The sequence below is a fragment of the Ruegeria sp. BB10 genome (genome assembly GCF_056535725.1).
Genome location: NZ_JBQFIW010000001.1, coordinates 1735020 through 1760791 on the forward strand (window position 1 = coordinate 1735020; position 25772 = coordinate 1760791).

Genomic DNA, 25772 nt, shown 5'->3' on the forward strand with positions numbered 1-25772 from the left:
AAATTCTCAAATTCCAAACCCCGCCGCGCATGCCACGGTGGGGTTTACTTTTGCACACACGACCCTTGCCCCCACTCGCAAGCCCTTGCTAGCAAAGGCGGATAATAACCCCGAGGACTCAGATGGCACGCGCATTCCCCCCGATCCAAACCATCTCGACCGGGCTGGTGGTCGCCATTGTTGGGTTCTTCAGCTCTTTCCCTATCGTATTGCAAGGGCTCGCGGCCATGGGGGCCTCGGCGCAGGATTCCGCGTCGGGCCTGATGATGGCAGCCATTGCCATGGGAGTGACGGCCATCGGTCTCAGCTTGTGGTATCGGCAACCCATCAGCGTTGCGTGGTCCACTCCGGGCGTAGCGCTGTTGGCCGTGTCCGCGATGCCTTCAGCAGGGTTTTCCGACGCGGTCGGCGCGTTCCTGGGCGCGGGAGCGCTGACCGTGCTGGCCGGGCTGTGGCGACCTTTGGGACGGCTGGCGGCGGCCATCCCGACAACATTGGCGCAGGCAATGCTGGGTGGTGTTCTGTTGCCCCTGTGCATCTTGCCCTTCAAGGCCGCTGTTGAACTGCCCTGGCAGGCTTTGCCGGTGATCCTGACTTGGTTCATCGCAGGGCGGGTGAACCGCTTGTTTGCGGTTCCGGCAGCGGTTGTCGCCGCAGCAATTGTTGTGGTTCTGAATGCGGGCGACACGTCCGTCACGCCAACCCATCTTGTCGCCGCACCGGTCTGGACAATGCCAACCTTCTCGCTGGCCTCTGCCGTCGGTATTGGCCTGCCGCTGTTCATTGTCACCATGGCGACGCAGAACATCCCCGGTATCGCGGTGATGCGTAGCTTTGGTTACACCCCAGCCCCCGGCAGGTTGTTCTCTTCGGTCGGTTCGGCCAGTATCCTGTCGGCCCCGTTCGGAGCGCCGGCCACCTGCCTTGCAGCGATCACCGCCGCCATGTGTTCCAACGAAGACAGCCACCCAGACCCAGCCCAACGGTATTGGTCGGCGGTGATGGCAGGCGTATTCTATTGCCTGTTTGGTGTATTCGCGGTGGCCATCACCGGGTTTGCCGTACATGCTGATCCGCTGCTGATGGGCACCCTGACAGGAATTGCGTTGATCGGAGTGCTTGCCAACGCCACCCACGCAGCGCTTGATGTTCCAGCGGAGAGGGAAGCCGCTATTTTGACATTTGCCATCACTGCTTCAGGTATCTCGGTCTTTGGTCTGGGCGCGGCAGTCTGGGGTTTGCTGGCTGGTGGCATTGCGTATCTGGTCACGAAGCGAATTCGCTAGCGGTGCTCACTCGGCTTGGGATATAGTTTGACCATGCTCGGATCGCTTGGAAAACTGATCGAACGCCAGATCAAAAAGGCACAGGCCGAGGGCCAGTTGCAGGGGCTCGAGGGTGAAGGCAAACCTTTGCCGGATCGATCGGGTGAGGCGCAGAGTGATCCGGCCATCGCCACTGGGCACCGGATCATGGCGCAGGCCGGAGTGCTGCCGGAAGAGTTCGAGATCAGGAAAAAGCTTGATGCTGCCCGAAAGGATTACGCCGAGTTGACCGATGCAGATGCACGTAAAGCTGCCATGGCGCGCATCGCCGAGTTGGAGATGCGGTACAACATGGCCCGAGATGCGCGACGGGCCTTTATGCGCTAGCTACTTGAAATCAGGTTTTCGCCCCTGCATCTGCGCCATCACAACCTCCATCTGATCAGGTTTTCCGATCAGTTCGACCTGTTCGGCGGATTCTTCCAACAGAACCTCGGCGCGGGTCTTGGTTTCGGCCACTTCGATCAGACGCTTGGCGGCGCGAATGGCCGAGGGGCTTTTGCCCGCGATGTCTTCGGCCAACGCCAATGCCTCGGTCAGTGGATCGTCTGACAGTTTCGTCACCAACCCCCAGTCCGCCGCCTGCTGCGCGCCGATGGGGCGCGCGGTGTAGGTCAGCAGGCGCAGTACGTCCGAGCGCACCAGATGTGGCAGTAAAACCATCCCACCCATGTCGGGGATAATGCCCCACTTCATCTCCATCACCGCCAGCTTGGCGTCGGGGTGTGCGATGCGAATATCCGCGCCCAGCGCGATTTGCAGCCCGCCACCATAAGCAACACCCTGAATGGCGCAGATCACCGGAACTGGCACACGCCGCCAGATCAGGGCAAGTTCTTGCATTTCATTCGCATCCCCGTGGCTGCGGGTCATCAGCCACTCAGTCGGGTCCATATGCGCCATCTTGGCAAAGCTGGCCATATCAAGCCCGGCGCAAAAGCTCTTGCCCTCGCCCGACAGGACCACGGCGCGTGCGTCCGAGGCTGCGACCTCTTGCCCGGCAGACAGCAACGCCTTGATCATCGCGTCGTCCAGCGCGTTCATCTTGTCGCCGCGCGTCAGCGTGACATGGGCGATGTGGTCTTTGTACTCGACGGATACGCGGGTCATGCGGGCCTCCTGATCTTGTTGACCCAACCATGCCCGGAAGGTCTGCCAAGTTCCACCTCAACGTTGGGGCACTTCTGGCTGCGCGTCGCAGGTGGTTGCCTGACGGGTGGGCATGGGGTTATCTCGCACCATGACTGACCCACGCTATACTCCGCTTGCCCTGTCACTGCCTGCAACCGTGCCCTTTGTCGGGCCGGAAACGCAGGAACGTCAGCGCGGCGCGCCCTTTGTCGCCCGGCTGGGGGCGAATGAAAGCATCTTTGGCCCCTCCCCCCGCGCTATCGAGGCGATGGCAGCAACGGACATCTGGAAATATGGCGACCCCGAAAGTCACGACCTGCGACATGCACTGGCCGATCATCACGGTGTAAAGCCGGAAAACATCGTGGTCGGAGAAGGCATTGATGGCCTGCTGGGTTACCTCGTGCGGTTGCTGGTTGGCTCCGGCGATACAGTTGTGACCTCGGACGGGGCGTATCCGACCTTCAACTACCACGTGGCCGGGTTTGGCGGCGCGTTGCACAAGGTGCCCTATCGTGACGATCACGAGGACCCCGAGGCGCTGTTTGCCAAAGCCGTCGAGGTGGACGCAAAACTGGTCTATCTGGCGAACCCCGACAACCCAATGGGCAGTTGGTATAAAGGCGCGGATATCCTGGCCGCGATGGAGGCCCTGCCTGCGGGATGCCTGCTGGTGCTGGACGAAGCCTATGTGGAATGCGCGCCAGAAGGCACCACAGCCCCGGTTTCAGCCGATGATCCGCGTGTGATCCGGATGCGCACATTTTCCAAGGTGTATGGCATGGCCGGGGCGCGGGTTGGCTATGCGATCGGCGCGCCGGGATTGATCGAAGCTTTCAACAAGGTCCGCAACCATTTCGGAATGAACCGGGCTGCACAAGCGGGGGCCTTGGCGGCCTTGCAGGATGCCAACTGGCTGTCGCAAGTTCAGGCACAGATCGCTACGGCACGCGACCGGATCGTCCAGATCGCACGGGAAAACGGCTTGGTACCCTTACCCTCGGCCACCAATTTCGTGGCGATTGATTGCGGTGGCGATGGAGCGTTTGCCAAAGCGGTGCTCGAGGGGTTAGTGGCACAAGGGATATTTGTGCGCATGCCCTTTGCCGCCCCACAGAACCGTTGTATTCGCGTCAGCTGTGGTACGGTTACGGATCTGGATGCCTTTGCTGCAGCTCTGCCAAAGGCGCTGGCCACTGCGAAGGCCACGATTTGACCCGGGCTTTGGAGGGTTCAGCGGCCAACGCGGCAGCAGCGGCCTCAAGCGCACCCGAGCCGCGCGGGATGTTCAGGGCGGCCATGGCGGTTTCCACCCCTCCCAGCATCGCCATGACCATCTGGCCGTTCACGTGGCCCATATGCCCCAGACGGAAACAGCTGTTCTGATCCTCCATGCCCAGCCCAATGCCAAGGGTCAGGCCCAACTGGCGCTCGGTATACTGGCGCAGTGGTGTTCCCCGCCCATCGGTCAGACGCAAGGTGGTAACCGCGTGGCTGCGATGGGCGGGGTTGGCTACGTTTATCTCAAGCGCGCCACCTTCTGCCCAGACCTCGCATGCCGCCCAGATGGCCTTGGCGAGGTGATCATGGCGAGCCCAGACATTCTCGATCCCTTCAGCATGGATCATGTCGAGCGCTGCCCGCAGACCATACAGATGATGCGTCGGCGCGGTGCCGTTGAAGTATTGGTAAAACACCTGCGGGTTCACACGCGGCTGCCAGTCCCAGTATTGCGAGACGCGCGGCATCGTTGCCCGTTTGGCCTGTGCCTTGTCATTGAAGAACACAAAACCCACGCCCGCCGGGGTCATCAACCCCTTTTGGCAGGCCGACACCATGACATCGACGCCCCAGGCATCCATCTCGAACCGATCACAGCCCAGCGAGGCGATACAGTCCGCCATCAACAACGCCGGGTGGTTCAGATCGTCCAGCAACGCCCGCAACCCCGGGATATCGTTGCGGATCGAACTGGACGTGTCCACATGCACCGCCAGCACGCCTTTGATTTGATGAGCCGTGTCAGCACGCAGGCTATCGGCGATGCGATCCATATCCCAAGGCGAGGATGCACCGAAATCGATCAGATCGACCTCGGCGCCAACTCCGCGCGCCATCTCGGCCCATCCGTGGGTGAACAGGCCCGAGGCCGGGGCAAGCACCGTTTCCCCCGCTGCAATAACGTTGGACAGGGCGGCTTCCCAAGTGCCATGGCCGTTGGCAATATAGATGGCGACGTTGTGATCCGTGCCCGCCACGCGTTTCAGATCGCGTGTCAGGGTCGGCACCATCTCGATCAGCTCGCCGTCATAGATGTTGGGTGACGGGCGGTGCATGGCCTGAAGCACAGCGTCAGGCATGACTGAGGGTCCGGGAATCGCCAGATATTCGCGCCCCTGCGCAAGAGAGAGATGGTTTGTCATGGGATCAACCTGTTTGAATTGACGCCCAACCTAGCGCAGCAAAAAGCCGCGTCAATCCATCAGCTTTGAGGCGTTACGCGCAAGGGCTTCGATCCCGGCCCAATCACCGCTCTGCACCATCTGTTTGGGCGCAACCCAGCTGCCGCCAGCGCAGGCGACATTCGTCAACGACAGGTAATCGCTGGCATTGGCTGGCGAAACACCACCCGTCGGACAGAACGTGATCTGCGGCAGCGGCGCGCCGATGGCTTTCAACGCGGGCGCGCCGCCAGACGCCTCGGCGGGGAAGAACTTCAGCATGTCATAGCCTTTTTCCAGCAGGCGCATCGCCTCGCTGGCCGTGGCCGCGCCGGGCAGCAGAGGCAGGCCTTCGGCCTCACACGCTGCAATCAATACGTCTGTTGCGCCGGGCGAAACACCGAACTGCGCGCCTGCCTCTTTTGCGGCGCGTACGTCTTCGGGGGTGACCAGCGTGCCAGCGCCCACCACCCCACCGGGCACCTGCGCCATAGCCCGGATGGCATCCAGTGCCGCCGGAGTGCGCAGGGTCACCTCCAGGGCGGGTAAGCCACCTGCCACCAACGCTTCGGCCAAAGGCCGGGCTTGCGCGGCATCGTCGACGACCAGAACCGGAACGATAGGTGCCAGCTCGCAGATTTCGCGGGTTCGTTGGGTTTTTGACATGAAGATTACACTCCGAAAATGCTAGCACCCGCGTCGGCAGACCCGACGTTGTTGCGAAATACGGCGAACAGATCCCGTCCGACACCGTGCTGATTGGCGGACAGATCCGCAGTGACCGGGGTGCGGTCCAGCACACCCGGAGTGAGGATTTCCAATTCGCCTTTCACTGCGTCAACGCGCAGCACATCACCATCCTGGAGATAGGCAATTGCACCGCCCTCCAGCGCCTCGGGGCAGACATGGATCGCGGCGGGAACCTTGCCCGAGGCACCTGACATACGGCCATCCGTGACCAACGCCACCTTTTGGCCCCTGCCCTGGAGGATCGCCAGGATTGGCGTCAGTGAATGCAATTCGGGCATGCCATTGGCCTTTGGTCCCTGGAAACGGACCACAACGATCACGTCCCCGGTGAAGTCGCCCGCCTTGAAGGCCGCCTTGACCTCGGCCTGATCATGGAAAACACGCACGGGCGCTTCGACGATCTGATGTTCGGGCGCGACTGCGGAAACCTTCATAACGGCGGTGCCCAGATTGCCAGTCAGGCGTGACAGTCCACCGGTAGGCTGGAAAGGATCTTTGGCGGGGCGGACAATCTTGTCGTTCAGGCTGTGGCCCGCGCCCTCTTCCCAGACCAGATCGCCGTCTTTCAGCTTGGGTTCCTTGGTGTAATTGTGCAGGCCCTGCCCTGCGACTGTCAGGGTGTCCGGGTGCAAAAGCCCATCGTCGAGCAGCGTGCCGATGCAATACCCCAAACCACCAGCCGCGTGGAAATGGTTCACATCCGCCAAACCGTTGGGATAGACTCGCGCGACCAGCGGGACAACGGCGGAAATATCGGAAAAATCCTGCCAATCCAAAACGATACCACCCGCCCGTGCCATTGCGATCAGGTGGATCAGCAAGTTGGTCGAGCCACCGGTGGCCATCAGCCCGACAATGCCATTCACGAAGGCTCGCTCATCCAACACCTGATAAACCGGCGTGTAGTTATTGCCCAACGCACTGAGTGACAGGGCACGGCGCGCGCCCTCTTCGGTCAAGGCATCCCGCAGCGGCGTGTTCGGATTGATGAAGCTAGAGCCCGGCAGATGCAGCCCCATGAACTCCATCAGCATCTGGTTGGTGTTGGCGGTACCGTAGAAGGTACAGGTGCCGGGGCCGTGATAAGCAGCCATTTCGGCGGCCATAAGTTCATCGCGGCCAATTTCTCCGGCAGCGAATTTCTGGCGCACCTTGGCCTTTTCATCATTGGGCAGGCCGCTGGTCATCGGGCCTGCGGGCAGGAACACGGCGGGCAAATGGCCGAAGGCCTGCGCCCCAATTATCAGACCGGGAACAATCTTGTCGCAAACGCCAAGGAAAACAGCTGCGTCGTAGGTATTGTGGCTCAGCGCGACGCCCGTGGCCAATGCAATCACATCGCGCGAAAACAGCGACAGCTCCATCCCGGCCTCGCCTTGGGTGACGCCGTCGCACATGGCAGGTACACCACCTGCAACTTGCGCAGTACCACCGGCAGTGCGGATCGCATCGCGGATCAGGCCGGGGTAGCGTTCAAACGGCTGGTGAGCTGAAAGCATGTCGTTGTAAGCGGTAACAATACCAAGGTTTCCGGCGGCACCGGTCGCCATCGCCTGTTGATCTGTCCCCGCCCCAGCATAAGCATGGGCCTGACCGCTGCAGGACAGATGCGCGCGAGCCGGGCCTTTGGATTTGACCTGTTCCATCCGTTCCAGATGCGGGCCACGCAGGTCGGCGCTGCGGTCGATGATCCGCTGGGTGACGTCAGTGATAACAGAATGAACCATGGTTAACCTCCGATCTGACGCCAGCGACGTCCGTCGCGGTGCATCAGCATCAATGCTTCTTCGGGGCCCGAACTGCCCTGATCATAGCGTGCCGGGCGATCGCCGCGATCTTCCCAGCCTTGAATGATGGGATCGACCCAGGCCCAGGCGGCCTCGGCCTCGTCACCGCGCATGAACAGGGTCTGGTCGCCACGTATGACGTCCATAATCAGCCGCTCATAGGCATCCGGCGCGCTGGCCTCGACGCCCAAAGCGTCGGCAAAACTCATGTCCAACGCCACATCAGACAGTCGGAACCCGCCTGGGCCTGGATCTTTGATGGTGGTGCGTAGGGTGATGCCCTCGTCCGGTTGCAGGCGGATCACCAGCACGTTCCCGTGCAGCGGGCCAACATTCGGAAAGATCGTATGCGGTGGGTCACGAAAGAACACGGCAATCTCGGATTCCCGCGCCCGCAGCCGCTTGCCGGTGCGCAGATAGAACGGAACACCCGCCCACCGCCAGTTGCCCAGATGTACCTTCAGCGCGATGAAGCTTTCCGTACGGCTTCCGGGGTTGCCAACGTGATCGACATAACCACCCTGCCCGTGTTCGGCGCGGTATTGGCCGCGCGCGATATCTTTCTGCTCAACAGGCTCCAACGCTTCGATCACCTTGACCTTTTCATCGCGCACAGCGTTGGGCGCAAATTTCGACGGCGGTTCCATCGCCGTCAGACACAAAAGCTGTACCAAGTGGTTCTGAATCATGTCCCGCATGGCACCGGACTGATCATAATAAGCGCCGCGCCCTTCAACGCCCACAGTTTCAGCAACCGTGATCTGTACGTGGTCAATATGGGTCGAGTTCCATAGCGGTTCGAACAGGGAATTGGCAAAACGCAGGGCCATCAGGTTCTGAACCGTCTCTTTACCCAGATAGTGGTCGATCCGGTAAATCTGGTGTTCTTCGAAGCAGGTACGCAGCCCCTCGTTCAACGCTTTGGCGGATGCCAGATCATGACCAAAGGGTTTTTCCACCACGATGCGGCTGTCTGATGTGGCCAACCCGTGTTGGTTCAGCCGGTGCGCAATGCCCGAAAACAAGCCAGGCCCCACCGACAAATAGAACGCACGCACGACGTCAGGGCGCAATGCTTTGGCCAAATTCGACCAGCCGGCATCGCCTGACGCATCAACAGTGACATACGAAACCCGGCTTAGAAAGCGATCCAGAACGTCCTTTTTGAATTCCGGCGCAAACTCCGCCATCGAGGCGCGTATCTGATCGCGGAATGCATCACTGTCCATGTCCGATCGCGCCGAACCGATGATGCAGGCGTCCTCGGGCATCTGCCCGACCTCAAAGCGGTGATATAGGCCCGGTAGAATCTTGCGTTGAGCCAGATCGCCGGTCGCACCGAACAGCACCAGATCGAACGGGTTAACCGGAATTACGCGTGAAACCATCGACGGGCTCCTTCAGTTCTACCTCTGCCAACATAGCACTAGAAAGTCTCAGCACTTGTGGTTTGAGCGATGTTAACGCTAACATTTGCAAATGGCATAGGCAATGCAGATGCAGAAAGCAAGCCCGGATTTGGGATGTCAGCCCTGATTGCGCAGCCACTCCATGACGGCGGGGCGCACCGATTGCTCACCCCGGTGCCGCGCATCCGCGATGATCTTGCGCAAAGATTGCAGATCGGCCCGCAGCAACACGCTTTTGACCGGACCGATCGAGGCCGGACGCATGGACAGTGTCCGAATACCCATCGCGGCCAGGCACAGCGCCTCGACCGGGCGGCCGGCATCCTCGCCGCAGAACGAAAGCGGCGTGTTGGAGGAGTTGCAGCGCTCAACGATCTGCGCGATGAAACTCAGAAAGCTGACATTCAGCGTGTCATAGCGACGACGTACCAGTTCATTTTCCCGGTCAGCAGCAAAGAAGAACTGCTTCAGGTCATTGCCTCCGACCGAGACAAAATCGACCTCGTCAAAGAATTTCTGCGGCGCAAAGGCCAACGACGGTGTTTCCAGCATCGCCCCGACCTCAAGCGTTTCGGGCAGGATGTGACCCAGACGTTTCTCACGCTCGATGGTTTTATTGACCTCCCAGCGAGCCTCGTAAAACTCGTCGGCTTGCGCCACGAAGGGGAACATGATCGACAGGGGGCGGCCATTGGCGGCACGCAAGAGGGCCTGCAACTGCATCCGCATCACGCCGCGTTTGTCCAGACCGACGCGGATCGCGCGCCAGCCCAGCGCCGGGTTCGGTTCCGCCACGTGCTTCATGTAGGGCAGAACCTTGTCGGACCCGATATCCAACGTGCGAAAGATCACGCGCTTGCCTTCAGCAGCGTCCAGAACCCGTTGATATTGTGTCACCAATTCTGACCGCTTGGGCATCTGGTTGCGGATCAAGAACTGCAGCTCGGTTCGGAACAGGCCCACGCCCTCGGCCCCGGAATTATTCAATGAGGGTAGATCGGCCATCAGCCCCGCATTCATTACCAGATTGATCCGCTCCCCATCCCGCGTCACTGTCGGGGTTTCACGGATTGAGGCATAGCGTTCCTGCGCCTTGGCCTGCATCGCGATTTTATCTCGCACAGCGTTTGCCACGGTGTCTTCGGGACGCAGATGGACAATGCCCTGATCCCCATCGACCAGGATATGGTCGCCGTTCAGCGCCTCGGTCGTGATCCGGCCCACATGCACCACCAGCGGAATAGCCAACGCACGTGCCACGATAGTGGCATGACTGCCGACCGAGCCTTCCTCAAGCACGATGCCTTTCAGTGATCGACCGTATTCCAGCAGGTCTCCGGGACCGATATTGCGGGCGATCAGGATCGGATCAGGTGGCAGGTCAGAGCCATTTGTATTGCCTTGCCCGGTCAGAATGCGCAGCAACCGGTTGGACAGGTCATCCAGATCAGCCAGCCGTTCACGCAAATACGGATCGGTTACCTGCCCCATCCGCGCGCGGGCCTGCGATTGTTCTTTTTCAACCGCTGCCTCGGCGCTTAGGCCCAGGGCGATGTCCTCTTCCATCCGGCGCATCCAACCTTTGGAATTGGCAAACATGCGATAAGCCTCAAGGACTTGCAGCTGTTCCTTGTCGCCGCCCTGCGAGATTTCAAGCATCTTGTCGACGCCAACGCGCAGCTCTTCGACCGCTTCATTCAGGCGTTCACGTTCGCGATGTGGATCATCGGCAATCGGGTTGGTGACCACGACGCGGGGCTCATGCAGCCAGACATGACCTTCGGCGTATCCTTCCTGTGCGGGACCACCGCTCAGCTGTACTGATTGCTGGTGCAGGGGCGACAGGGCCGCACCCTCACCGACAAAGGCGCCCAGTTCGGCCATCTCGGCCAAAACCATTGCAACGACTTCCAGCGCATAAACCTCATCCGCCGAAAACTGGCGCGCCTCGCGGGATTGCACCACCAGAACGCCCAGTTTTTCACCCAGCCGTTGAACCGGCACGCCCAGAAAAGACGAAAACCGTTCTTCGCCGGTTTCCGGCATATAGCGGAAGCCTTTGGCCGACGGCGCGTCAGGGGTATTCACGACCTTGCCAGATTGGGCGACGCGGCCAACCAGACCTTCGCCCATACGCATCCGGGTCTTGTGCACCGCTTCGGGTGCCAAGCCTTCGGTGGCGCACAGCTCCAACGTGTCTTCGTCGCGAAACAGATAGACCGAGCAGACCTCGGCCCGGATGCTGTCGGCGATCAGATGCGTAATTCGGTCAAGACGTTCCTGACCGGCGGCTTCGCTCGCCATTTCTTCGCGCAGCCGCCCAAGCAGCTTGCGGGATTCTGTTTCGGTGCCGTCCGCCATGGCCCAACCAAATTATTGTGTCAGGCGAGATCCTTGGCTGAAATGCTCAGGCCGCCTTGTCCAGTTCAAAGGCATCATGCAGTGCCTGAACCGCAAGTTCCATGTATTTCCGATCCACAAGGACGGAAATTTTTATCTCAGAGGTTGTAATGACCTTAATGTTGATCCCCTCATCCGAGAGTATCTTGAACATTTTGGCCGCAACACCCGACTGAGAGCGCATTCCGATGCCCACAACTGAGACCTTGCAGACATCTTCGTCCGCAACCAGTTCGGCATAGTTCAGTTCACCCGCGTCCTTGATCGCCAACAACGCTTTCTCGGCACGCGCGACCTGATCGGTCGGGCACGAGAAGGTCATGTCGGTGCGCCCCTCGTCCGAAATATTCTGAACGATCATGTCCACGTTCACGCCCTCATCGCTGAGCGCGGTAAAGATGATCGAGGCGATACCGGGTCGGTCCGCCACCGAAACGACGGTCATCTTAGCCTCGTCACGGGAATAGGCCACACCGGCCACAACATTGGATTCCATGATATCCTCCTCGTCAACGACCAGCGTACCGGCCTCGTCGGATTGTTCTTCGAAACTTGAGAGAACGCGCAGTTTCACCTTATACCGCATCGCCAGTTCGACCGAGCGGGTTTGCAGCACCTTGGCCCCCAGCGAGGCCAGTTCGAGCATCTCTTCGAACGAAATACGGTCCAGTTTGCGCGCTTTTTCACAGATGCGCGGGTCGGTGGTATAGACGCCGTCCACATCCGTATAAATATCGCAACGCTCGGCGCCGAACGCGGCGGCAAAGGCCACGGCGGTGGTGTCCGACCCGCCCCGGCCCAGCGTGGTGATGCGCCCTTCGGGGCTGATGCCCTGAAAGCCTGCGACAACGGCCACTTTCATGCCTTCGTCGAATTTTTGGATCAGGTTTTCGGTCGGAATTTCTTCGATCCGGGCCTGACTGTGGGCACTGGTGGTCATCAGCGGCACCTGCCAGCCCTGCCAGCTGCGCGCGGGAATATCCATTTCCTGCAATGTCAGCGCCATCAGACCGGCGGTCACATTCTCGCCCGAGGAGACCACGGCGTCATATTCACGCGCATCAAATAGGGGCGAGGTTTCGTTGACCCATCCCACCAGCTCATTGGTCTTGCCCGACATTGCCGAGACAATGACGATCACGTCATAGCCCTTGGCCACCTCAACACCGATGCGTTTCGCCGCGCGGCGGATACGGTCAAGGTTGGCAACCGACGTGCCACCGAATTTCATTACGAGTACGGGCATGGGGGTGGTCTCTCCGCGCCTTGGAATTCAGGTTCCGTGCGTCTTATGCGAGGGGGGCCGCAAGGGCAAGGGTTCAAAACCGCCCCGAATGCCGCATGGGGCTGCTTTACATCCGGCAGCGAGGCTGTCAGCCTTAGTCATCGAATTTTCCAAGAGGTTTTCCATGTTCCGCCTTGCCCTCGCAGTTGTCCTGCTGTCTTCCCCTGCCCTTGCACAGGTTTCAACTCTGGCCGCAACTGACGGCAAGAATGCTTTGGGCACTGTGCCCTGCGCCTCGGGCGGCGCACCGCTCGACAGCTGCCATGCCGAATTGCGCCACCATGACGACGGCACGACGACGTTGGCTGTGTCATTGGGCGGCGGTGAAGTGCGCAGCATCTATTTCACCGATGGCGTGCCGAATTCCAGCAGTTCACCCGCCAAGATCAGCCATGAAACACGTGGTGACCTGACCGTGATCTTCATCGACCCGGATGAGGTCTACGAAATCCCCACTGCAGCGTTGATACGTCAGTAAGCGTGGGGGCGACCGTCCCAGTTTTCGAAACAACCCGTTGTTTCCAGTGACAACGCATCGAACCTTTCAATCAGGCCCTCTGCGGCCTGATCCAGGGTGATATCGGCTTCGGGCCCGCCCATATCGGTCCGCACCCAGCCCGGGTGATAGATACCTACGGCGATTCCATCATCGCGCAAATCCGTGGCCAGATTGCGTCCCAGACTCAAGGCTGCGGCCTTTGATGCGCGGTAGATATAGCTGCCCCCCGGCGCGCGGGTGTGCGAGGCCATCGTCGATGAAATAATCGCAATCTTTCCTCGTGCGGCCCGCAAGTTCGGCAACAATGCCTGAACGGTTAGAAACACGCCTGTCACGTTGATGGCAAAGCTTTGCGCCCACATGTCGGCGGGATAGCCGTCAATGCTCTGCCCTTTGTCCAGATAGACCCCGGCGTTGCAGATCAGCAATTCGACGGGTTGATCTGCCAGATACGTGGCCACGTCGGAATGTTGCGAAGGGTCGGTAACATCCAGAACAACCTGCGCACTGCCATCCCGCGCGGTGCCGGTCAGCTTGTCCCCGCGGGCCCGGTAATTGTCGGCCAGCGTTCGGCCAATGCCACGATTGACCCCCGTAATAACTACATGCACGGCTTAATTTGTCTTTCTGCTGGGAACAAAAGGCAAAGGTGCCACTGGAACCCCATCGTCGATCAGGGCCTGCGCTTCGTCCGGCTTGGCCTCACCATAGATCGCACGCTCGGGCGCATCACCAAGGTGGATTTTGCGCGCTTCGCTGGCAAAATCCTTACCCACATAGTCCGAGTTCTCTTCGACCTTGCGACGCAACTCGGCCAGCACTTTTTCAATGTCTGGCGCCGGGGCGGCCACATCTATCGTTTCCGCCTCGGGCATGGGGGCGATGGTCTTTGCCACGGCTTCGCGGGCCGGGCGGACACGTGGGGTCATGATAGCCTTTTCAACATCCGCACATCCACACACAGCGCAAGTCACCATGCCCGTGGATGCCAGTTTGTCGTAAGCGGCGGCCGATTGGAACCAACTGTCAAATGTATGGCCGTTGCTGCATTTCAATGCGTATTGAATCATGATCCGTCCAAATGTCGGTTGTCGAATTGATAACCACAGACATGGCAATATCAAGCCCTACCAGAGGCATCTTAGCGCATGATTGGCTCAAGTTTTTGAAACATTTGCCCAAGTTCGGGGAAATTGACGTGAACTGCGGCTTTTTTCGGCACAAACCATTGTCTCTGCCGCTGTTTGAATTCGGGAAAACACGCAGCAACCGATGTCACCAATAACGGAAAGACATCCACGACGCACAATACTGCGCCTTTTTTCTGATGACGTTTTCGATAGCAAAACTGCCCCATTGCCTGCGTGTCGCACTCTCCTCGAATGCCGGCCTCTTCCCACGCCTCCTGGCCTGCGGTCTGAGACGCAGTCAATCCGTCAATCAGCCACCCTTTGGGAATGATCCAACGGCGTGATTTGCGCGTTGTAATCAACAGCACTTCGGGTTGCCCTTGCTCGACACGATAGCACAAAGCCGCCGATTGCTGCAGCACCGGCAGGTGCCGGGCAATGTTGGAAACATGAGGCGAAAGCCTTGCGTCAATCACGCCGAGCCGCCTTTCATATGGATATTTGCCTGTTTGCCCGCGTTGTTTTGGTTTATTTAGCGGACGCTCAAATCATCAATACCATATGCGGTGAAATTCTCCAAGCCTTTGAAGAAAAATCACATTCGGGCGGCAAGTTTGCGCACCAGTTCATCGTGGGGAATATCGGCATCGACCGCCAAACGGCGCAGGCCGAAATGCACGCGGGCAATCTGCTGGTAATACCGCGTGTAGACATAGTTGGTGCCGCCTCCGGCAATGGCGCCCAATACCGGCACGGATTGCGCCGCCAATTTCTGCCCCAACACAACTGACAGCCGCGGAGCGACCGCTGCGATCAATTTCTGCATGGCAGGTCCTGTCAAGGTCAACCTGACCGAGAAGAACCCCAGATCGGCACCGTCGTCATTGGACAAAGGCCCGGCGGCGGACAGGACACGCACGCAATCAAATTTCACACCATCTTCCGACGGATCAAACCCTTCGCGCGCAGCCGCCCCTTGTATGGCACGCAACAGCATCGCGGTCGTCGCAGGTAATTCCATCAATGCGGTGGACATTCCGCCCAACCCTCCGGCTGCACCCATGGCCGTGGTTACCGCGGTGTTGACCCAGGGATGCTGGTCCGGCACAGCCCGTCTTGACCCTTCGGCAGCATGCATTGCCAACCACAGGGCCTGTTCCGTCGCACCCGTCAGGCCCTGCCTGATCGGTTCGGGCAATTGCTCCAACAAGGATTCTGCCGAACCTCCGAGGCTATTCAACAGCTTGACGCCCGGCCCTCCGGCCGTTCGGTAGTACCCCGCCAATCGGTCCAGTTCCGCCTCAGCATCCAGCTTTTCAACAAGAACCACGTCCTGCATAAATACCCTCCTGCCCATTAGACATCGGGGTTTATAGCCAAGGTTTCAATAGTTCAGCGGGTCCAACGGGTGACAAGCCCATCCACTCCGTCCCAAACACCCGAGGATAATTCCAGCCCCAGAATTCGGTCCGGGTTGGTCGGAGGGGGCATTTCAACCCCATTCAGACGGGAAAACCCGAACCGGGCATAATAGGGTGCGTCACCAACCAACATGACCCGATCCCAGCCCATCGCCCGGCCAGCTTCGATACCTTCGTGGATCAGAAAACCCCCAAGGCCCTCGCCTTGATGGGTCGGGTGTACGGCTACCGGCCCCAGCAGCAAGGCATCGTGATCACCCACATGCACCGGCCAGAACCGAATAGCCCCAGCCAGAATGCCCTGCCCGTCACGCGCAACCAAAGACAAGCCTGAAACCGGCGGCACATCATCGCGCAGACGATACGAAGACAGCGCCTCGCGCCCTGGCGCAAAACACAGGTCATAGAGGGCTTCGACCTCCCACCAATCATCCGGCTCTTCCGGCCTGATCCCGAACTGCTGCACCTCAGCCCTCTTTTCCTTGCTGGCATTCGCCCTAGCACTTCGCTACGCCTTGGGCAAACGCTTGGAGTAGAGATGTTCTATCGACCCGAAGACGGCCACGGTCTGCCGCACAATCCATTCAACGCTGTCATTACCCCCCGCCCGATCGGTTGGATATCCACCCGCAGCCCCGATGGGATCAACAATCTGGCACCTTATTCCTTCTTCAACGGGGTCGCCTACACGCCCCCACAGGTGATGTTCGCTTCAACGGGCACCAAACACGATCAGGACGGTGGCAAGGACAGTGTTTCGAACATCGAAGCAACCGGAGTGTTCTGCGTGAACGTGGTGGCACACGCACACCGCGATGCGATGAACGCCAGTTCCGCAGGCCTTCCCAAACATCACGACGAATTCGAACATGCTGGCCTGACGCCGGTTGAATGCGAAACCATCCCCTGCGCTCGAGTCGAGGGCGTCCCGGCTGCTCTGGAATGCAAATTGACCAAGATTGTCGATCTGCCGGGCGAGGCAAATCGGGTTGTTTTCGGAGAAGTAACCGGTGTCCACCTGCGAGACGATTGTTTGAGGGATGGAATATTCGACGTGACGACCTTCAACCCGCTCGCCCGGCTTGGATATCGGGACTATTCAGTCGTAACCGAGTTGTTCTCGCTTAGTCGCCCAGACGATTAGGAATTACAGGGGGGCGCGGCCCCCGCCGCCCTTTGGGCGCCTCCCCCGAGGTATTTTCAGCCAGATGAAGCAGGGGATCCTGTATTCATCTGGTCGCAAATACCTCGGAGCGCAAGGCAGAGCCTCGCAAAATACTCAGTGGCCGCCCAGAATGCCGGTGCGAACAGAATAATCCACCGCCAGTTGGTAATCGGGGTCATCATCGCTGTCGACCATCAGATGCCCTGCTTTGTTCAGCAGCTTGTGGCAATCGCGGCTGAGGTGGCGCAGCATGACGCGTTTGCCTGCGGCCTCGTATTTCGACGCGACGTTTTCGATGGCCTGCAGCGCGGACTGGTCCACAACCCGGCTTTCGGCAAAATCCACGATCACTGTGTCAGGATCACTTGGCACATCGAACAACTCGACAAAACCCTCGGAGGAACCAAAGAACAGAGGCCCTTGGATTTCGTAGACTTTTGCGCCTTTTTCGGTTTCCGATTCTCGCGTGATGGCATGGATACGCTTGGCGTTGTTCCACGCATAGGCCAGCGCGGAGACGATGACACCAACCACAACCGCGACCGCGAGGTCTTCCATCACCGTCACCACAGTCACCAGAACGATCACGAACGCGTCCGTCAACGGCACCTTGCGCATGATCTTGAACGAGTTCCAGGCGAATGTACCGATCACCACCATAAACATCACCCCGACCAGTGCGGCCAGCGGGATTTGCTCGATCAGCGGTGAGGCAAACAAGATGAACACCAGCAGGAACAGCGCCGCCGCGATACCGGCGATACGGGTCCGGCCACCGGACTTCACGTTAATCATCGACTGACCAATCATTGCGCAGCCGCCCATGCCACCGAAGAAACCGGTGGCGACGTTGGCAACGCCTTGCGCGATGCATTCCTGCGAAGCCCCGCCGCGCTTACCGGTGATCTCTCCAACAAGGTTCAACGTCAGCAGGGATTCGATCAGGCCGATTGCTGCCAGAATGACGGCATAGGGCAGGATAATTTCAAAAGTTTCCCAGGTCAGCGGCACCATCGGGATGTGGAACGGCGGCAAACCTCCCTCGATAGACGCCAGGTCACCGACGCGAGGCACGTCCAAACCAAAGCCAATCACCAGCGCGGCAACAACAAAAATACCGGCCAGCGGCGCAGGAATGATGCGCGTGATACGCGGCATGACCCAGATCACCGCCATGGTCAGTGCGACCAGGCCCAGCATCGTGTAAAGCTGCAGACCCGAAAGCCATTCGCCGCCACCGACGCCATGGCCGGTGTTTTCCATGGTGCCAGGCACTTTGAACTGACCCAACTGCGCCAGAAAAATCACGATAGCCAGACCATTCACAAAGCCCAGCATCACCGGATGCGGCACCAGCCGGATGAACCGGCCCCAATGCATGGCCCCGGCGATCACTTGCAGGATACCCATCAAAACCACGGTCGCGAACAGGTATTCAACCCCGTGTTGGGCCACCAGCGCCACCATCACAACGGCCAACGCCCCGGTCGCGCCCGAAATCATGCCCGGACGGCCACCGATCAGCGCCGTGATCAGACCGACCATAAAGGCCGCGTACAGACCAACCAGCGGATGCACCCCGGCAACAAAGGCAAAGGCCACTGCTTCGGGCACCAACGCCAGCGCCACAGTCAGACCGGACAGCAGTTCGATCCGCAGGCGCGAGGCAGTCAGCCCTTCGTCCGGCACCCAACGAAGATCGGGTTTAGCTATACGATTGGCAAAGCTTGCCAGCATGGCTCGGGGCATGGGACGGTCCTGTTGGTATTTTGGGTTCGCGCGAAAGGGGTCTTTTAGCGGTCAATCCCCGCAGGAGATACCGCGCCAGGTGGGACCCAGATATGCAACAGACGCATACCGCGCCTTCAGCCAACACAAACCGTTGAACCCACTTGCCAAATCCTCCGCTGCCCCTCAGACAGTCTGCATCGTGTTTTTTCATTCGGAGCGCAGCCATGACCCAGACGAAAATCGCAATCATCGGCGGATCAGGTATCTACGATATCGACGGGCTGGAAAAGGCGGAATGGGTTACGGTTGAAACGCCGTGGGGTGCACCTTCGGACCAGATTCTGACGGGGGCTTTGAATGGGGTCGAAATGGCCTTCCTGCCCCGTCACGGGCGTGGCCACGTTCATTCACCGACCGAGGTGCCCTATCGCGCCAATATCGATGCGCTGAAACGGCTGGGGGTTACGGACGTGATCTCGGTTTCCGCCTGCGGATCGTTTCGCGAGCATATGGCGCCGGGGGATTTCGTCATTGTCGACCAGTTCATTGACCGGACATTTGCGCGCGAGAAAAGCTTTTTCGGCACTGGTTGCGTCGCCCATGTCAGCGTGGCGCATCCCACCTGCCCGCGCCTGTCGGACGCTTGTGAGAGCGCAGGCAAGGCGGCAGGTATCACCATCCATCGCGGCGGCACCTATCTGGCGATGGAGGGGCCGCAGTTCTCATCCCTGGCCGAATCCAAGATGTATCGCGAGCATTGGGGATGTGACGTGATCGGCATGACTAACATGCCCGAGGCGAAACTCGCCCGCGAGGCCGAACTTTGTTATGCCTCGATCGCCATGGTGACCGACTATGACAGCTGGCACCCGGATCACGGCGAGGTCGACGTAACCGCCATTATCGCCACCCTAACCGGGAATGCGGAAAAAGGCCGGGCGCTGGTCAAGGGCCTGCCCGATCTGTTGGGGGCTGAACGCGCGCCCTGCCCGCATGGCTGCGATCGGGCATTGGAGTTTGCGATCCTCACTGCGCCCGAAAAACGCGATCCGGCGTTACTGGCCAAGCTGGATGCGGTCGCAGGCCGGATTCTTTAAACCACACTACTGCGCAAGGGTCTGCTGCACCTCGTCCCACAAGCCATACGACCAGAGGTCGTTGTGGGTGCCGTTGGGGATGACATGAAGTTCGGCCGTGTCGCCCGACATCGCCGCCAGCGCTTGGCCGTGATGCACCGGAACGGTTTCATCCTCGGTTCCGTGGAAGATCAGCGTTGGCACCGTAACATCGCCGATAAAGTCTCGGGTGGCGAACTGATCCTTCATCAAGACCGAAACCGGCAGAAACGGATAGCGCTCGGCCGCGACATCCACAGTCGCGGTGAAGGGGGCCTCTAGCACCAGTAACTGTGCATTCGGACGCTGTTGGGCGACAGCGGCCGCCACGCCGGTGCCAAGGCTTTGACCGTGCAGGACGACGGCTGCACCCTCAGACTCCAGTTGGTCAAACATGTGAACCCCATCTGAGATCAGCGCCAGTTCCGAGGGCTCGCCGCCACTGCCTGGAAAACCGCGATAACTGGGGGCGAGCAGGCCAAAACCACTGTTCAGGATTTCCCGCAGCCGGTCGGCCCGGTCACCCAGATTGCCGCTTTGACCGTGGAAAAAAAGAACGGTCGGCGCATCTTCAGTGGCCGGTGGCGCGGACCACGCCGTCAGCACAACCCCGTCGGCCATGGGCAGAGAGATCACGTCGACATCGGCCAGCCCAACCTCATTGGGGGCGGGCAATTCTCCGGACGGTTTGTATAGCAGCTCATCCTGATTGGCGTACATGTACCCTACAATCCCGGCGTAAATCACGACGCTGATCAGGACCAGAAGGATCAGCACACGTTTCAACCGCCCGTCGTTTGAGCGGGACATGTCCTTGAACGCTTTTGTATAGTCGGGATGTGTCTGCGTCACCTTCGCCTCCGATCCTTTGATATGCCCTAGGTTGTAGAGCCAGACCGGTGTTTCAAGGACGGTACGCACGCTTTCACACAATCTTTAACTTACTCAACCCAGGTACAATGTGACCGTTGGGGGTGGCAAGGTCGCCCTAATCCTCGCAATTTGTTTATCTTAAACACGCCACTGAACCGCATTTGTGCCACAAAATCATTTCAGTACACCCCAAACAGAGGAGCACCATGAAACGACTCGAAGCCCTGGACGCCGCCCGCTTTTTTGCTTTCTGCGGCATGGTGCTGGTGAACTTCCGCATCGCGGCGCAAGTTGCGTCGGGCCAAGACTGGGCGTCGGGTTTTGTCGACGCATTGGAGGGGAGGGCCGCCGCACTGTTCGTCATTCTGGCTGGTGTAGGATTGGGTCTGTCGAGCATCCCCGCTGGTGTGCTGCTGCGGCGCGCGGCCTTTCTGATCGTTCTCGGCCTGATCAACATGACCGTGTTCGACGCTGACATTCTGCATTTCTACGCATTGTATTTTGTGGTGGGGGCGGCGTTTCTTTCGGCCTCGGGACGTATGTTGTGGCTGGGGGCGTTGGGAATTGTTGCGCTGGCCGTTTTGGCCAACTTGATCATAGACTATGAACGGGGCTGGGATTGGTCCACGCTTAGCTATACCGACCTCTGGACCCTGCCCGGCTTTTTACGAAATGCAATTTTCAACGGTTGGCACCCGGTTTTACCTTGGGCTGCTTTCCTGCTGATCGGCATGGCCATCGGGCGATCAAGGCTTCACACGATCTGCATTCAACACCGCCTGATCATGTGGGGATTTGGCGCTGCTGTGTTGGCCCTGTTTCCACAAAGGTTGGTGTCCGAACCGGAATTGGTTGCCTATCTAGGCACTGCGTCGATTCCGCCAGGGCCGTTCTATATCCTGGCCAGCACCGGATCGGCGTGCGTGGTGATCGGACTGTTGCTGAAGTTATGGCCGAAGATCGAAAAACTGCGCCTTGGCTCTGCCCTGACCGCTCCGGGACGGCAGAGCCTGACCCTATATGTGGCGCATATCCTGATCGGGATGGGATTGCTGGAGGAGCTTGGTTTGCTAAATGGCACGCTCAAACCAACACAGATCGTGGTTTACGCGCTTGGGTTCTGCGCTTTGTCCTCGGGTTTTGCCCTGTTGTGGTTCCGCCGGTTCAAGCGCGGCCCACTTGAGGCATTGATGCGTCGCGTCACCGAGCCACGAAAGGCTTGACCTCACCGTCGCGGCGGGGCTTGGTGAGGGCGAAACCAAACGGGTAACCCCATGTCTTTTGAACTTTGGCTGGCTTTTGTGGCCGCATCGACCGCCTTGCTGCTTATCCCCGGCCCGACTGTGTTGCTGGTGCTTAGCTATGCCTTATCAAAAGGGCGCAGCGTCGCCGTGGCCTCGGCCACAGGGGTGGCGGTGGGGGATCTGGTTGCAATGACCGCGTCGCTACTGGGGCTGGGGGCGCTGGTGCTAGCCTCGGCCACTTTGTTTTCTGTGCTGAAATGGGTGGGCGCGGCCTATCTTGTGTGGCTGGGCATCAAGCTGCTGCGTAGCGCGCCCTCGGGCGGGTTAGAGGCGCCAGCGACCGGGCGAAATGTCACCGCACACAGTGTCTTTGGCCATGCCGCCGCCGTTACGGCGCTGAACCCGAAATCCATTGCCTTTTTCATCGCCTTCGTACCGCAATTCCTGCGTCCGGCGGACCCATTGGGCCCGCAATTCGCTATCCTGATCGCGACTTTCGTGGGTCTGGCCTGGCTGAACGCGCTGGCCTATGCGCTGTTGGCTGACCGGCTGCGCCGGATGATCGGACGCGCCGGGGTCATCACTGCGATGACCCAGTTCGGAGGGCTGACTTTGATTGGAATGGGGGTTGCAACCGCCGTGCTGCGCCGCCCGGCCTGAGGGTTCAGCTCGCTTCGTGTTCTTTCATGAACCCACGGATAAAACGCCGTATTTCGCGTGCGGCTGATGTATCCAGTTCCCTGCACAATTCAACAAATGCGTCCCGCTCATCCTTGTCCAGGCGCAGGACCAACTGGCTGTTTTTCTTGGCAGATACCTTGCTGTCCATCTTTCCCGCACACCCTGTTCAATGCCTAAATCCACAAGCGATACACTGCATATACAATGCATAGCAATTTCAGGTACCGGCGACCTACCAACAAAACTGAGTTTTGGCAATCAACCTTCCCGCGACTCAGGCATTCCATTTACCAGTCCGGCGCGTCCATCGTGGTCACCCACCGCACAGCATCGCTATTTCGTATTATCAAAGCTCAATTCCGCTCCCTGTCGGGAAGTCAGCGATAATCTTTCCTTGCAAGGCTGTCCCCAATGGGCCAAATACGCCCGCGTGTTTTGACGTCAGAGGGATTGGCAATGTCCAGAAACAAGTCGGTCAAGGATTACATCCGAACCATCGTCGATTTCCCGCATGAGGGGATCATGTTTCGCGACGTCACCACACTTTTTGCTGATCCGCGCGGTTTTCGTATGGCAATCGACCAGATGTTGCACCCCTACGCGGGTGAGCAGATCGACAAAGTCGTGGGCCTCGAGGCGCGCGGCTTCATACTGGGCGGTGCCATTGCCCATCAGCTGAGTGTCGGCTTCGTGCCGATCCGCAAAAAGGGCAAACTGCCCGGCACCACCATCAGCCAGGATTACAAACTGGAATATGGTGAGGCCATCGTCGAGATTCACGATGACGCCATTCAACCGGGCGAGAAAATCCTTGTCGTCGACGATCTGCTGGCAACGGGCGGCACCGCCGCTGCCGGGATCAAGCTGATTGAACGGCTGGGGGGTGAGATCGTATCATGCTCGTTCATTGTCGACCTGCCGGAACTGGGCGGCCGCAAGGCGTTGGAAGACATGGGTATGGATGTGCACGTTCTGTGCGAATTCGAAGGGTTGTAAGCGCCTTTCATTCAATATTCATTCCAAGGGCGAGGCGCGGAAAGCGGTACGATCAATCCGCCCTCAAAACCGCACCTGGATTCATGATCCCCTGCGGGTCCAGCGCAGCTTTGATGGCACGCATTGCAGACAGCTTTGTCGCGCCGCCATAGCGCTCAAGATCATCGGCTTTCAGACGCCCTACCCCATGCTCGGCACTGACCGAGCCACCAAAGGCCTCCACCAGATCATGCACAGCGTGTTTGACGGCCTGTCTCTCGTCATCAAACTCCGAACGGCTGTGGCCCAAGGGCGGGAACACGTTGTAGTGCAGATTGCCATCACCAACGTGACCAAAACAGTTGATGCGGAACAACCCAAGCGCGGCCACGACCTCGGCCCCGCGTTGAATGAATTCGGGAATTCGGGATATCGGGACCGAGATATCGTGACTGGACACCGACCCGATCAGCCGGTTGGCCTCGGGGATACGCTCGCGCACGGCCCATAGGTCCATACGCTGCGCCTCGCTTTGCGCAATAACCGCCTCCCCGACGAGGCCAGCTTTGTCCGCTTCGATATACAGCGTTTCCAGCGCGTCGGCGGGCGAGTGCCCCGCAAACAATCCAAGTTCGATCAGAACGCACCATTCAGGCTGCGTCTCAAATGGCTGGCGCACATCTGGCAAAACCTCGGTCAGGAATTGCAGCCCCTGCTTGTGGATCAGCTCAAAGGTGCTGACCGCTCCACCCAGTTGGTCGTGGGCCAATGATAGTAAATCGATCGCCGCTTGGGGCGAAGCGACCTGAAGCATCGCGGTTCCGACCGCTTCGGGCCGCGGAGAAAGCTTCAACGAGGCGGCGGTGATGATCCCCAATGTACCCTCCGCACCTATCAGCAGGTTACGAAGATCATAGCCGGTGTTGTCCTTGCGCAACCGGCTGAGCCCGTGCCAGATTTCACCGCTGGGCAGAACCGCCTCAAGCCCCAAACAAAGGTCGCGCGCATTGCCATAGCGCAACACGTTGACCCCACCCGCATTGGTGGCAAGGTTGCCCCCGATCCGGCACGATCCCTGCGCTGCAAGAGCCAGAGGGAATAACCGGTTCGCCTCTTCCGCGGCGGTTTGTACATCAGCCAGAATGGCACCTGCCTCGGCAATCAGAATGTTCTCGGTCGGGTAAACCGCCCGGATCGCGGTCATCCTCTCTAACGAGATCAAGAGGGGCGCTGGCCCGTCCGGCATTACCTGTCCGCCTACCAGCCCTGTGCCACCACCGTAAGGCACCACCGGTACCCGCTTATCCAAGGCCAATCGCACCAGCGCTGCTACTTCATCAACCGTTCTCGGTAAGGCCAACAAACCGGCATGTCCGGTAAAACGCCCCCGTGGCTCTTCCAGATAGCGTTCCGTGACCGGGCGCAAAATATCTTCACCCAGATCAGCCCGGATCAAACGGGCCAGGTTCTCATCGGCAGGATTCAGTGTCATGCCACCTCATTGCCCAAGCGAGCGCGCTCGGACAAGCCCTATTCCAGTTCGATCAGATACTGCGGCTCCAGCACGACCACTGTTGGCTGACTTGGCAGAGTACGCAGCGACACGGTGATTTCGGTTGCTCCCTTGCGTTCAACCGGAAAATCATTGCGGACATCGACCAAAAACCGGTCCAGAGAAAAGCCCGAGAACCAGTGCATCGGGATGATAACGGAACTTTTCAGCCGCTTAAGGACCGAGATCATCTCGGGCAGAGGCATCGTCGTTCCCCCATCCACCGCCGCCATAACAACATCCAGTCGCCCCAACGCCGCAAATTGTTCATCGGATGGTATATGGTGCAAATGGCCCAGATGGCCGATGCACAGCCCTTCCGCCTCGAACACAAAGATCGAATTGCCGCGCTCTTCCACGCCGCCATACGCAGATCGGATATCGGTCGAGACATTGCGTACCAGCATCTCGCCCAGATCAAGGTAATGATCGATACCCTGCCCAAACTCGCCCCACCCCGGCAACACATGCGGGATTGCAGGATCGGGATGAGCGGTCCAATGAGTACTGTGCGCATGGTTCATGGTGACCACATCCGGGATCAAATCGGCACTACCAATAAAGCCGGTGAAATCCGTCACTGCGTTCAACCCGCCCTGCGTCTGGATCAGGAAAGAGGCATGGGCGATATAGCTGATCCGCACGGAAAATTCCGGGATCGGGTCCTGCCACGCCGCCTTGTGAATATACTCGATCCCCGGCGCGGCATCCGCGATGGCGATACAATGGCTCGGCCGCCGCTCCTGCGCCACAGCCCCGCCCGAGATCACCATCAATACCGCAACAATCCAGCGCATGGGGCAAGTGTAGCGCAGAACGCCAACAAGTCATGCCCCTTGTTCATCTGGCCAAAAATAT

The 25772-nt window shown here is 59.3% G+C and carries 26 protein-coding genes; 9 read left to right on the top strand and 17 right to left on the bottom strand.

Annotated elements, in window-relative coordinates:
• Positions 1-122: 122 nt before the first annotated feature.
• On the top strand, positions 123-1286 hold the full coding sequence (locus tag ACR3EP_RS08840) for a benzoate/H(+) symporter BenE family transporter (protein WP_480637372.1): 1164 nt from the start codon (positions 123-125) through the stop codon (positions 1284-1286).
• A gap of 33 nt (positions 1287-1319) precedes the next feature.
• Entirely contained in the window at positions 1320-1652 is a 333-nt protein-coding gene (locus tag ACR3EP_RS08845; protein WP_480637373.1) for a DnaJ family domain-containing protein, read from the top strand.
• Here the strand turns inward: ACR3EP_RS08845 and ACR3EP_RS08850 are convergent, their stop codons facing one another.
• Positions 1653-2435, bottom strand: coding sequence for a crotonase/enoyl-CoA hydratase family protein (locus ACR3EP_RS08850; protein WP_170533616.1), 783 nt, complete (start codon positions 2433-2435; stop codon positions 1653-1655).
• A gap of 130 nt (positions 2436-2565) precedes the next feature.
• Here ACR3EP_RS08850 and ACR3EP_RS08855 point away from each other — a divergent pair, with 130 nt between their 5' ends.
• Positions 2566-3672, top strand: coding sequence for a pyridoxal phosphate-dependent aminotransferase (locus ACR3EP_RS08855; RefSeq protein WP_480637375.1), 1107 nt, complete (start codon positions 2566-2568; stop codon positions 3670-3672).
• Here ACR3EP_RS08855 and ACR3EP_RS08860 read toward each other — a convergent pair.
• The 6 genes from ACR3EP_RS08860 to ACR3EP_RS08885 form a co-directional block, all read right to left on the bottom strand.
• Positions 3605-4879 carry a pyridoxal-phosphate-dependent aminotransferase family protein gene (locus tag ACR3EP_RS08860; RefSeq protein ID WP_480637377.1) on the bottom strand — a complete coding sequence of 425 codons (1275 nt, stop codon included), beginning with the start codon at positions 4877-4879 and terminating at the stop codon, positions 3605-3607. The two genes, ACR3EP_RS08855 and ACR3EP_RS08860, sit on opposite strands and share 68 nt — an antisense overlap.
• Before the next feature lie 51 nt (positions 4880-4930).
• Positions 4931-5563: a bifunctional 4-hydroxy-2-oxoglutarate aldolase/2-dehydro-3-deoxy-phosphogluconate aldolase gene (gene eda / locus ACR3EP_RS08865; RefSeq protein WP_480637379.1), complete on the bottom strand. Its 633-nt coding sequence runs from the start codon at positions 5561-5563 to the stop codon at positions 4931-4933.
• A gap of 5 nt (positions 5564-5568) precedes the next feature.
• Positions 5569-7374: a phosphogluconate dehydratase gene (gene edd / locus ACR3EP_RS08870; RefSeq protein WP_480637381.1), complete on the bottom strand. Its 1806-nt coding sequence runs from the start codon at positions 7372-7374 to the stop codon at positions 5569-5571.
• A 2-nt stretch (positions 7375-7376) separates the two neighbouring features.
• Positions 7377-8822 carry a glucose-6-phosphate dehydrogenase gene (zwf, locus tag ACR3EP_RS08875; protein ID WP_480637383.1) on the bottom strand — a complete coding sequence of 482 codons (1446 nt, stop codon included), beginning with the start codon at positions 8820-8822 and terminating at the stop codon, positions 7377-7379.
• A gap of 138 nt (positions 8823-8960) precedes the next feature.
• Positions 8961-11204 (bottom strand): phosphoenolpyruvate--protein phosphotransferase, encoded by a 2244-nt coding sequence (gene ptsP / locus ACR3EP_RS08880; protein ID WP_170379127.1) that lies wholly within the window; start codon positions 11202-11204, stop codon positions 8961-8963.
• 46 nt (positions 11205-11250) lie between these two features.
• The gene (locus ACR3EP_RS08885; protein WP_480637385.1) at positions 11251-12489 is read right to left on the bottom strand and encodes an aspartate kinase; all 1239 of its coding nucleotides are present in this window, start codon (positions 12487-12489) and stop codon (positions 11251-11253) included.
• Positions 12490-12652: 163 nt separating this feature from the next.
• Here ACR3EP_RS08885 and ACR3EP_RS08890 point away from each other — a divergent pair, with 163 nt between their 5' ends.
• Entirely contained in the window at positions 12653-13006 is a 354-nt protein-coding gene (locus ACR3EP_RS08890; RefSeq protein ID WP_170351390.1) for a hypothetical protein, read from the top strand.
• On the opposite strand, the gene ACR3EP_RS08895 is transcribed toward ACR3EP_RS08890, so the two are convergent.
• The 5 genes from ACR3EP_RS08895 to ACR3EP_RS08915 all read right to left on the bottom strand — a co-directional run bounded on the left by ACR3EP_RS08895 (position 13000) and on the right by ACR3EP_RS08915 (position 16044).
• Positions 13000-13638 carry an SDR family NAD(P)-dependent oxidoreductase gene (locus ACR3EP_RS08895; protein ID WP_480637386.1) on the bottom strand — a complete coding sequence of 213 codons (639 nt, stop codon included), beginning with the start codon at positions 13636-13638 and terminating at the stop codon, positions 13000-13002. The two genes, ACR3EP_RS08890 and ACR3EP_RS08895, sit on opposite strands and share 7 nt — an antisense overlap.
• 3 nt (positions 13639-13641) lie before the next feature.
• Entirely contained in the window at positions 13642-14097 is a 456-nt protein-coding gene (locus ACR3EP_RS08900; RefSeq protein WP_170351392.1) for a DUF1178 family protein, read from the bottom strand.
• A 71-nt stretch (positions 14098-14168) separates the two neighbouring features.
• Entirely contained in the window at positions 14169-14633 is a 465-nt protein-coding gene (locus ACR3EP_RS08905) for an NUDIX hydrolase (protein WP_170351393.1), read from the bottom strand.
• A 119-nt stretch (positions 14634-14752) separates the two neighbouring features.
• Positions 14753-15496 (bottom strand): EcsC family protein, encoded by a 744-nt coding sequence (locus tag ACR3EP_RS08910; RefSeq protein WP_170379120.1) that lies wholly within the window; start codon positions 15494-15496, stop codon positions 14753-14755.
• 53 nt (positions 15497-15549) lie between these two features.
• Positions 15550-16044 (bottom strand): GNAT family N-acetyltransferase, encoded by a 495-nt coding sequence (locus ACR3EP_RS08915; RefSeq protein WP_170362527.1) that lies wholly within the window; start codon positions 16042-16044, stop codon positions 15550-15552.
• A gap of 72 nt (positions 16045-16116) precedes the next feature.
• Between ACR3EP_RS08915 and ACR3EP_RS08920 the strand changes: the two genes are divergently transcribed.
• Positions 16117-16722: a flavin reductase family protein gene (locus ACR3EP_RS08920; RefSeq protein WP_170414317.1), complete on the top strand. Its 606-nt coding sequence runs from the start codon at positions 16117-16119 to the stop codon at positions 16720-16722.
• A gap of 135 nt (positions 16723-16857) precedes the next feature.
• Here ACR3EP_RS08920 and ACR3EP_RS08925 read toward each other — a convergent pair whose 3' ends face one another.
• Entirely contained in the window at positions 16858-18492 is a 1635-nt protein-coding gene (locus tag ACR3EP_RS08925; protein ID WP_170351401.1) for a SulP family inorganic anion transporter, read from the bottom strand.
• A 206-nt stretch (positions 18493-18698) separates the two neighbouring features.
• Here ACR3EP_RS08925 and ACR3EP_RS08930 point away from each other — a divergent pair, with 206 nt between their 5' ends.
• The gene (locus ACR3EP_RS08930; RefSeq protein WP_170398917.1) at positions 18699-19571 is read left to right on the top strand and encodes an S-methyl-5'-thioadenosine phosphorylase; all 873 of its coding nucleotides are present in this window, start codon (positions 18699-18701) and stop codon (positions 19569-19571) included.
• Positions 19572-19577: 6 nt separating this feature from the next.
• Here ACR3EP_RS08930 and ACR3EP_RS08935 read toward each other — a convergent pair whose 3' ends face one another.
• Entirely contained in the window at positions 19578-20441 is an 864-nt protein-coding gene (locus ACR3EP_RS08935) for an alpha/beta hydrolase (RefSeq protein ID WP_480637388.1), read from the bottom strand.
• Positions 20442-20668: 227 nt separating this feature from the next.
• Between ACR3EP_RS08935 and ACR3EP_RS08940 the strand changes: the two genes are divergently transcribed.
• The gene (locus ACR3EP_RS08940) at positions 20669-21685 is read left to right on the top strand and encodes a DUF418 domain-containing protein (RefSeq protein ID WP_480637390.1); all 1017 of its coding nucleotides are present in this window, start codon (positions 20669-20671) and stop codon (positions 21683-21685) included.
• A 51-nt stretch (positions 21686-21736) separates the two neighbouring features.
• Positions 21737-22366, top strand: a complete 630-nt coding sequence (locus tag ACR3EP_RS08945; protein WP_480637391.1) for a LysE family translocator — start codon at positions 21737-21739, stop codon at positions 22364-22366.
• Between the two features lie 4 nt (positions 22367-22370).
• Here ACR3EP_RS08945 and ACR3EP_RS08950 read toward each other — a convergent pair whose 3' ends face one another.
• On the bottom strand, positions 22371-22535 hold the full coding sequence (locus ACR3EP_RS08950; RefSeq protein ID WP_170351409.1) for a hypothetical protein: 165 nt from the start codon (positions 22533-22535) through the stop codon (positions 22371-22373).
• A gap of 308 nt (positions 22536-22843) precedes the next feature.
• On the opposite strand from ACR3EP_RS08950, the gene ACR3EP_RS08955 reads away from it, so the two are divergent.
• A complete protein-coding gene (locus tag ACR3EP_RS08955; RefSeq protein ID WP_170351410.1) occupies positions 22844-23383 on the top strand; it encodes an adenine phosphoribosyltransferase in 540 nt (179 codons plus the stop codon).
• Between the two features lie 52 nt (positions 23384-23435).
• On the opposite strand, the gene ACR3EP_RS08960 is transcribed toward ACR3EP_RS08955, so the two are convergent.
• Together ACR3EP_RS08960 and ACR3EP_RS08965 are read right to left on the bottom strand one after the other, a co-directional pair.
• On the bottom strand, positions 23436-24854 hold the full coding sequence (locus ACR3EP_RS08960; protein WP_480637393.1) for an FAD-binding oxidoreductase: 1419 nt from the start codon (positions 24852-24854) through the stop codon (positions 23436-23438).
• 38 nt (positions 24855-24892) lie between these two features.
• Positions 24893-25711, bottom strand: coding sequence for an MBL fold metallo-hydrolase (locus ACR3EP_RS08965; protein ID WP_480637394.1), 819 nt, complete (start codon positions 25709-25711; stop codon positions 24893-24895).
• Positions 25712-25772 lie beyond the last annotated feature (61 nt).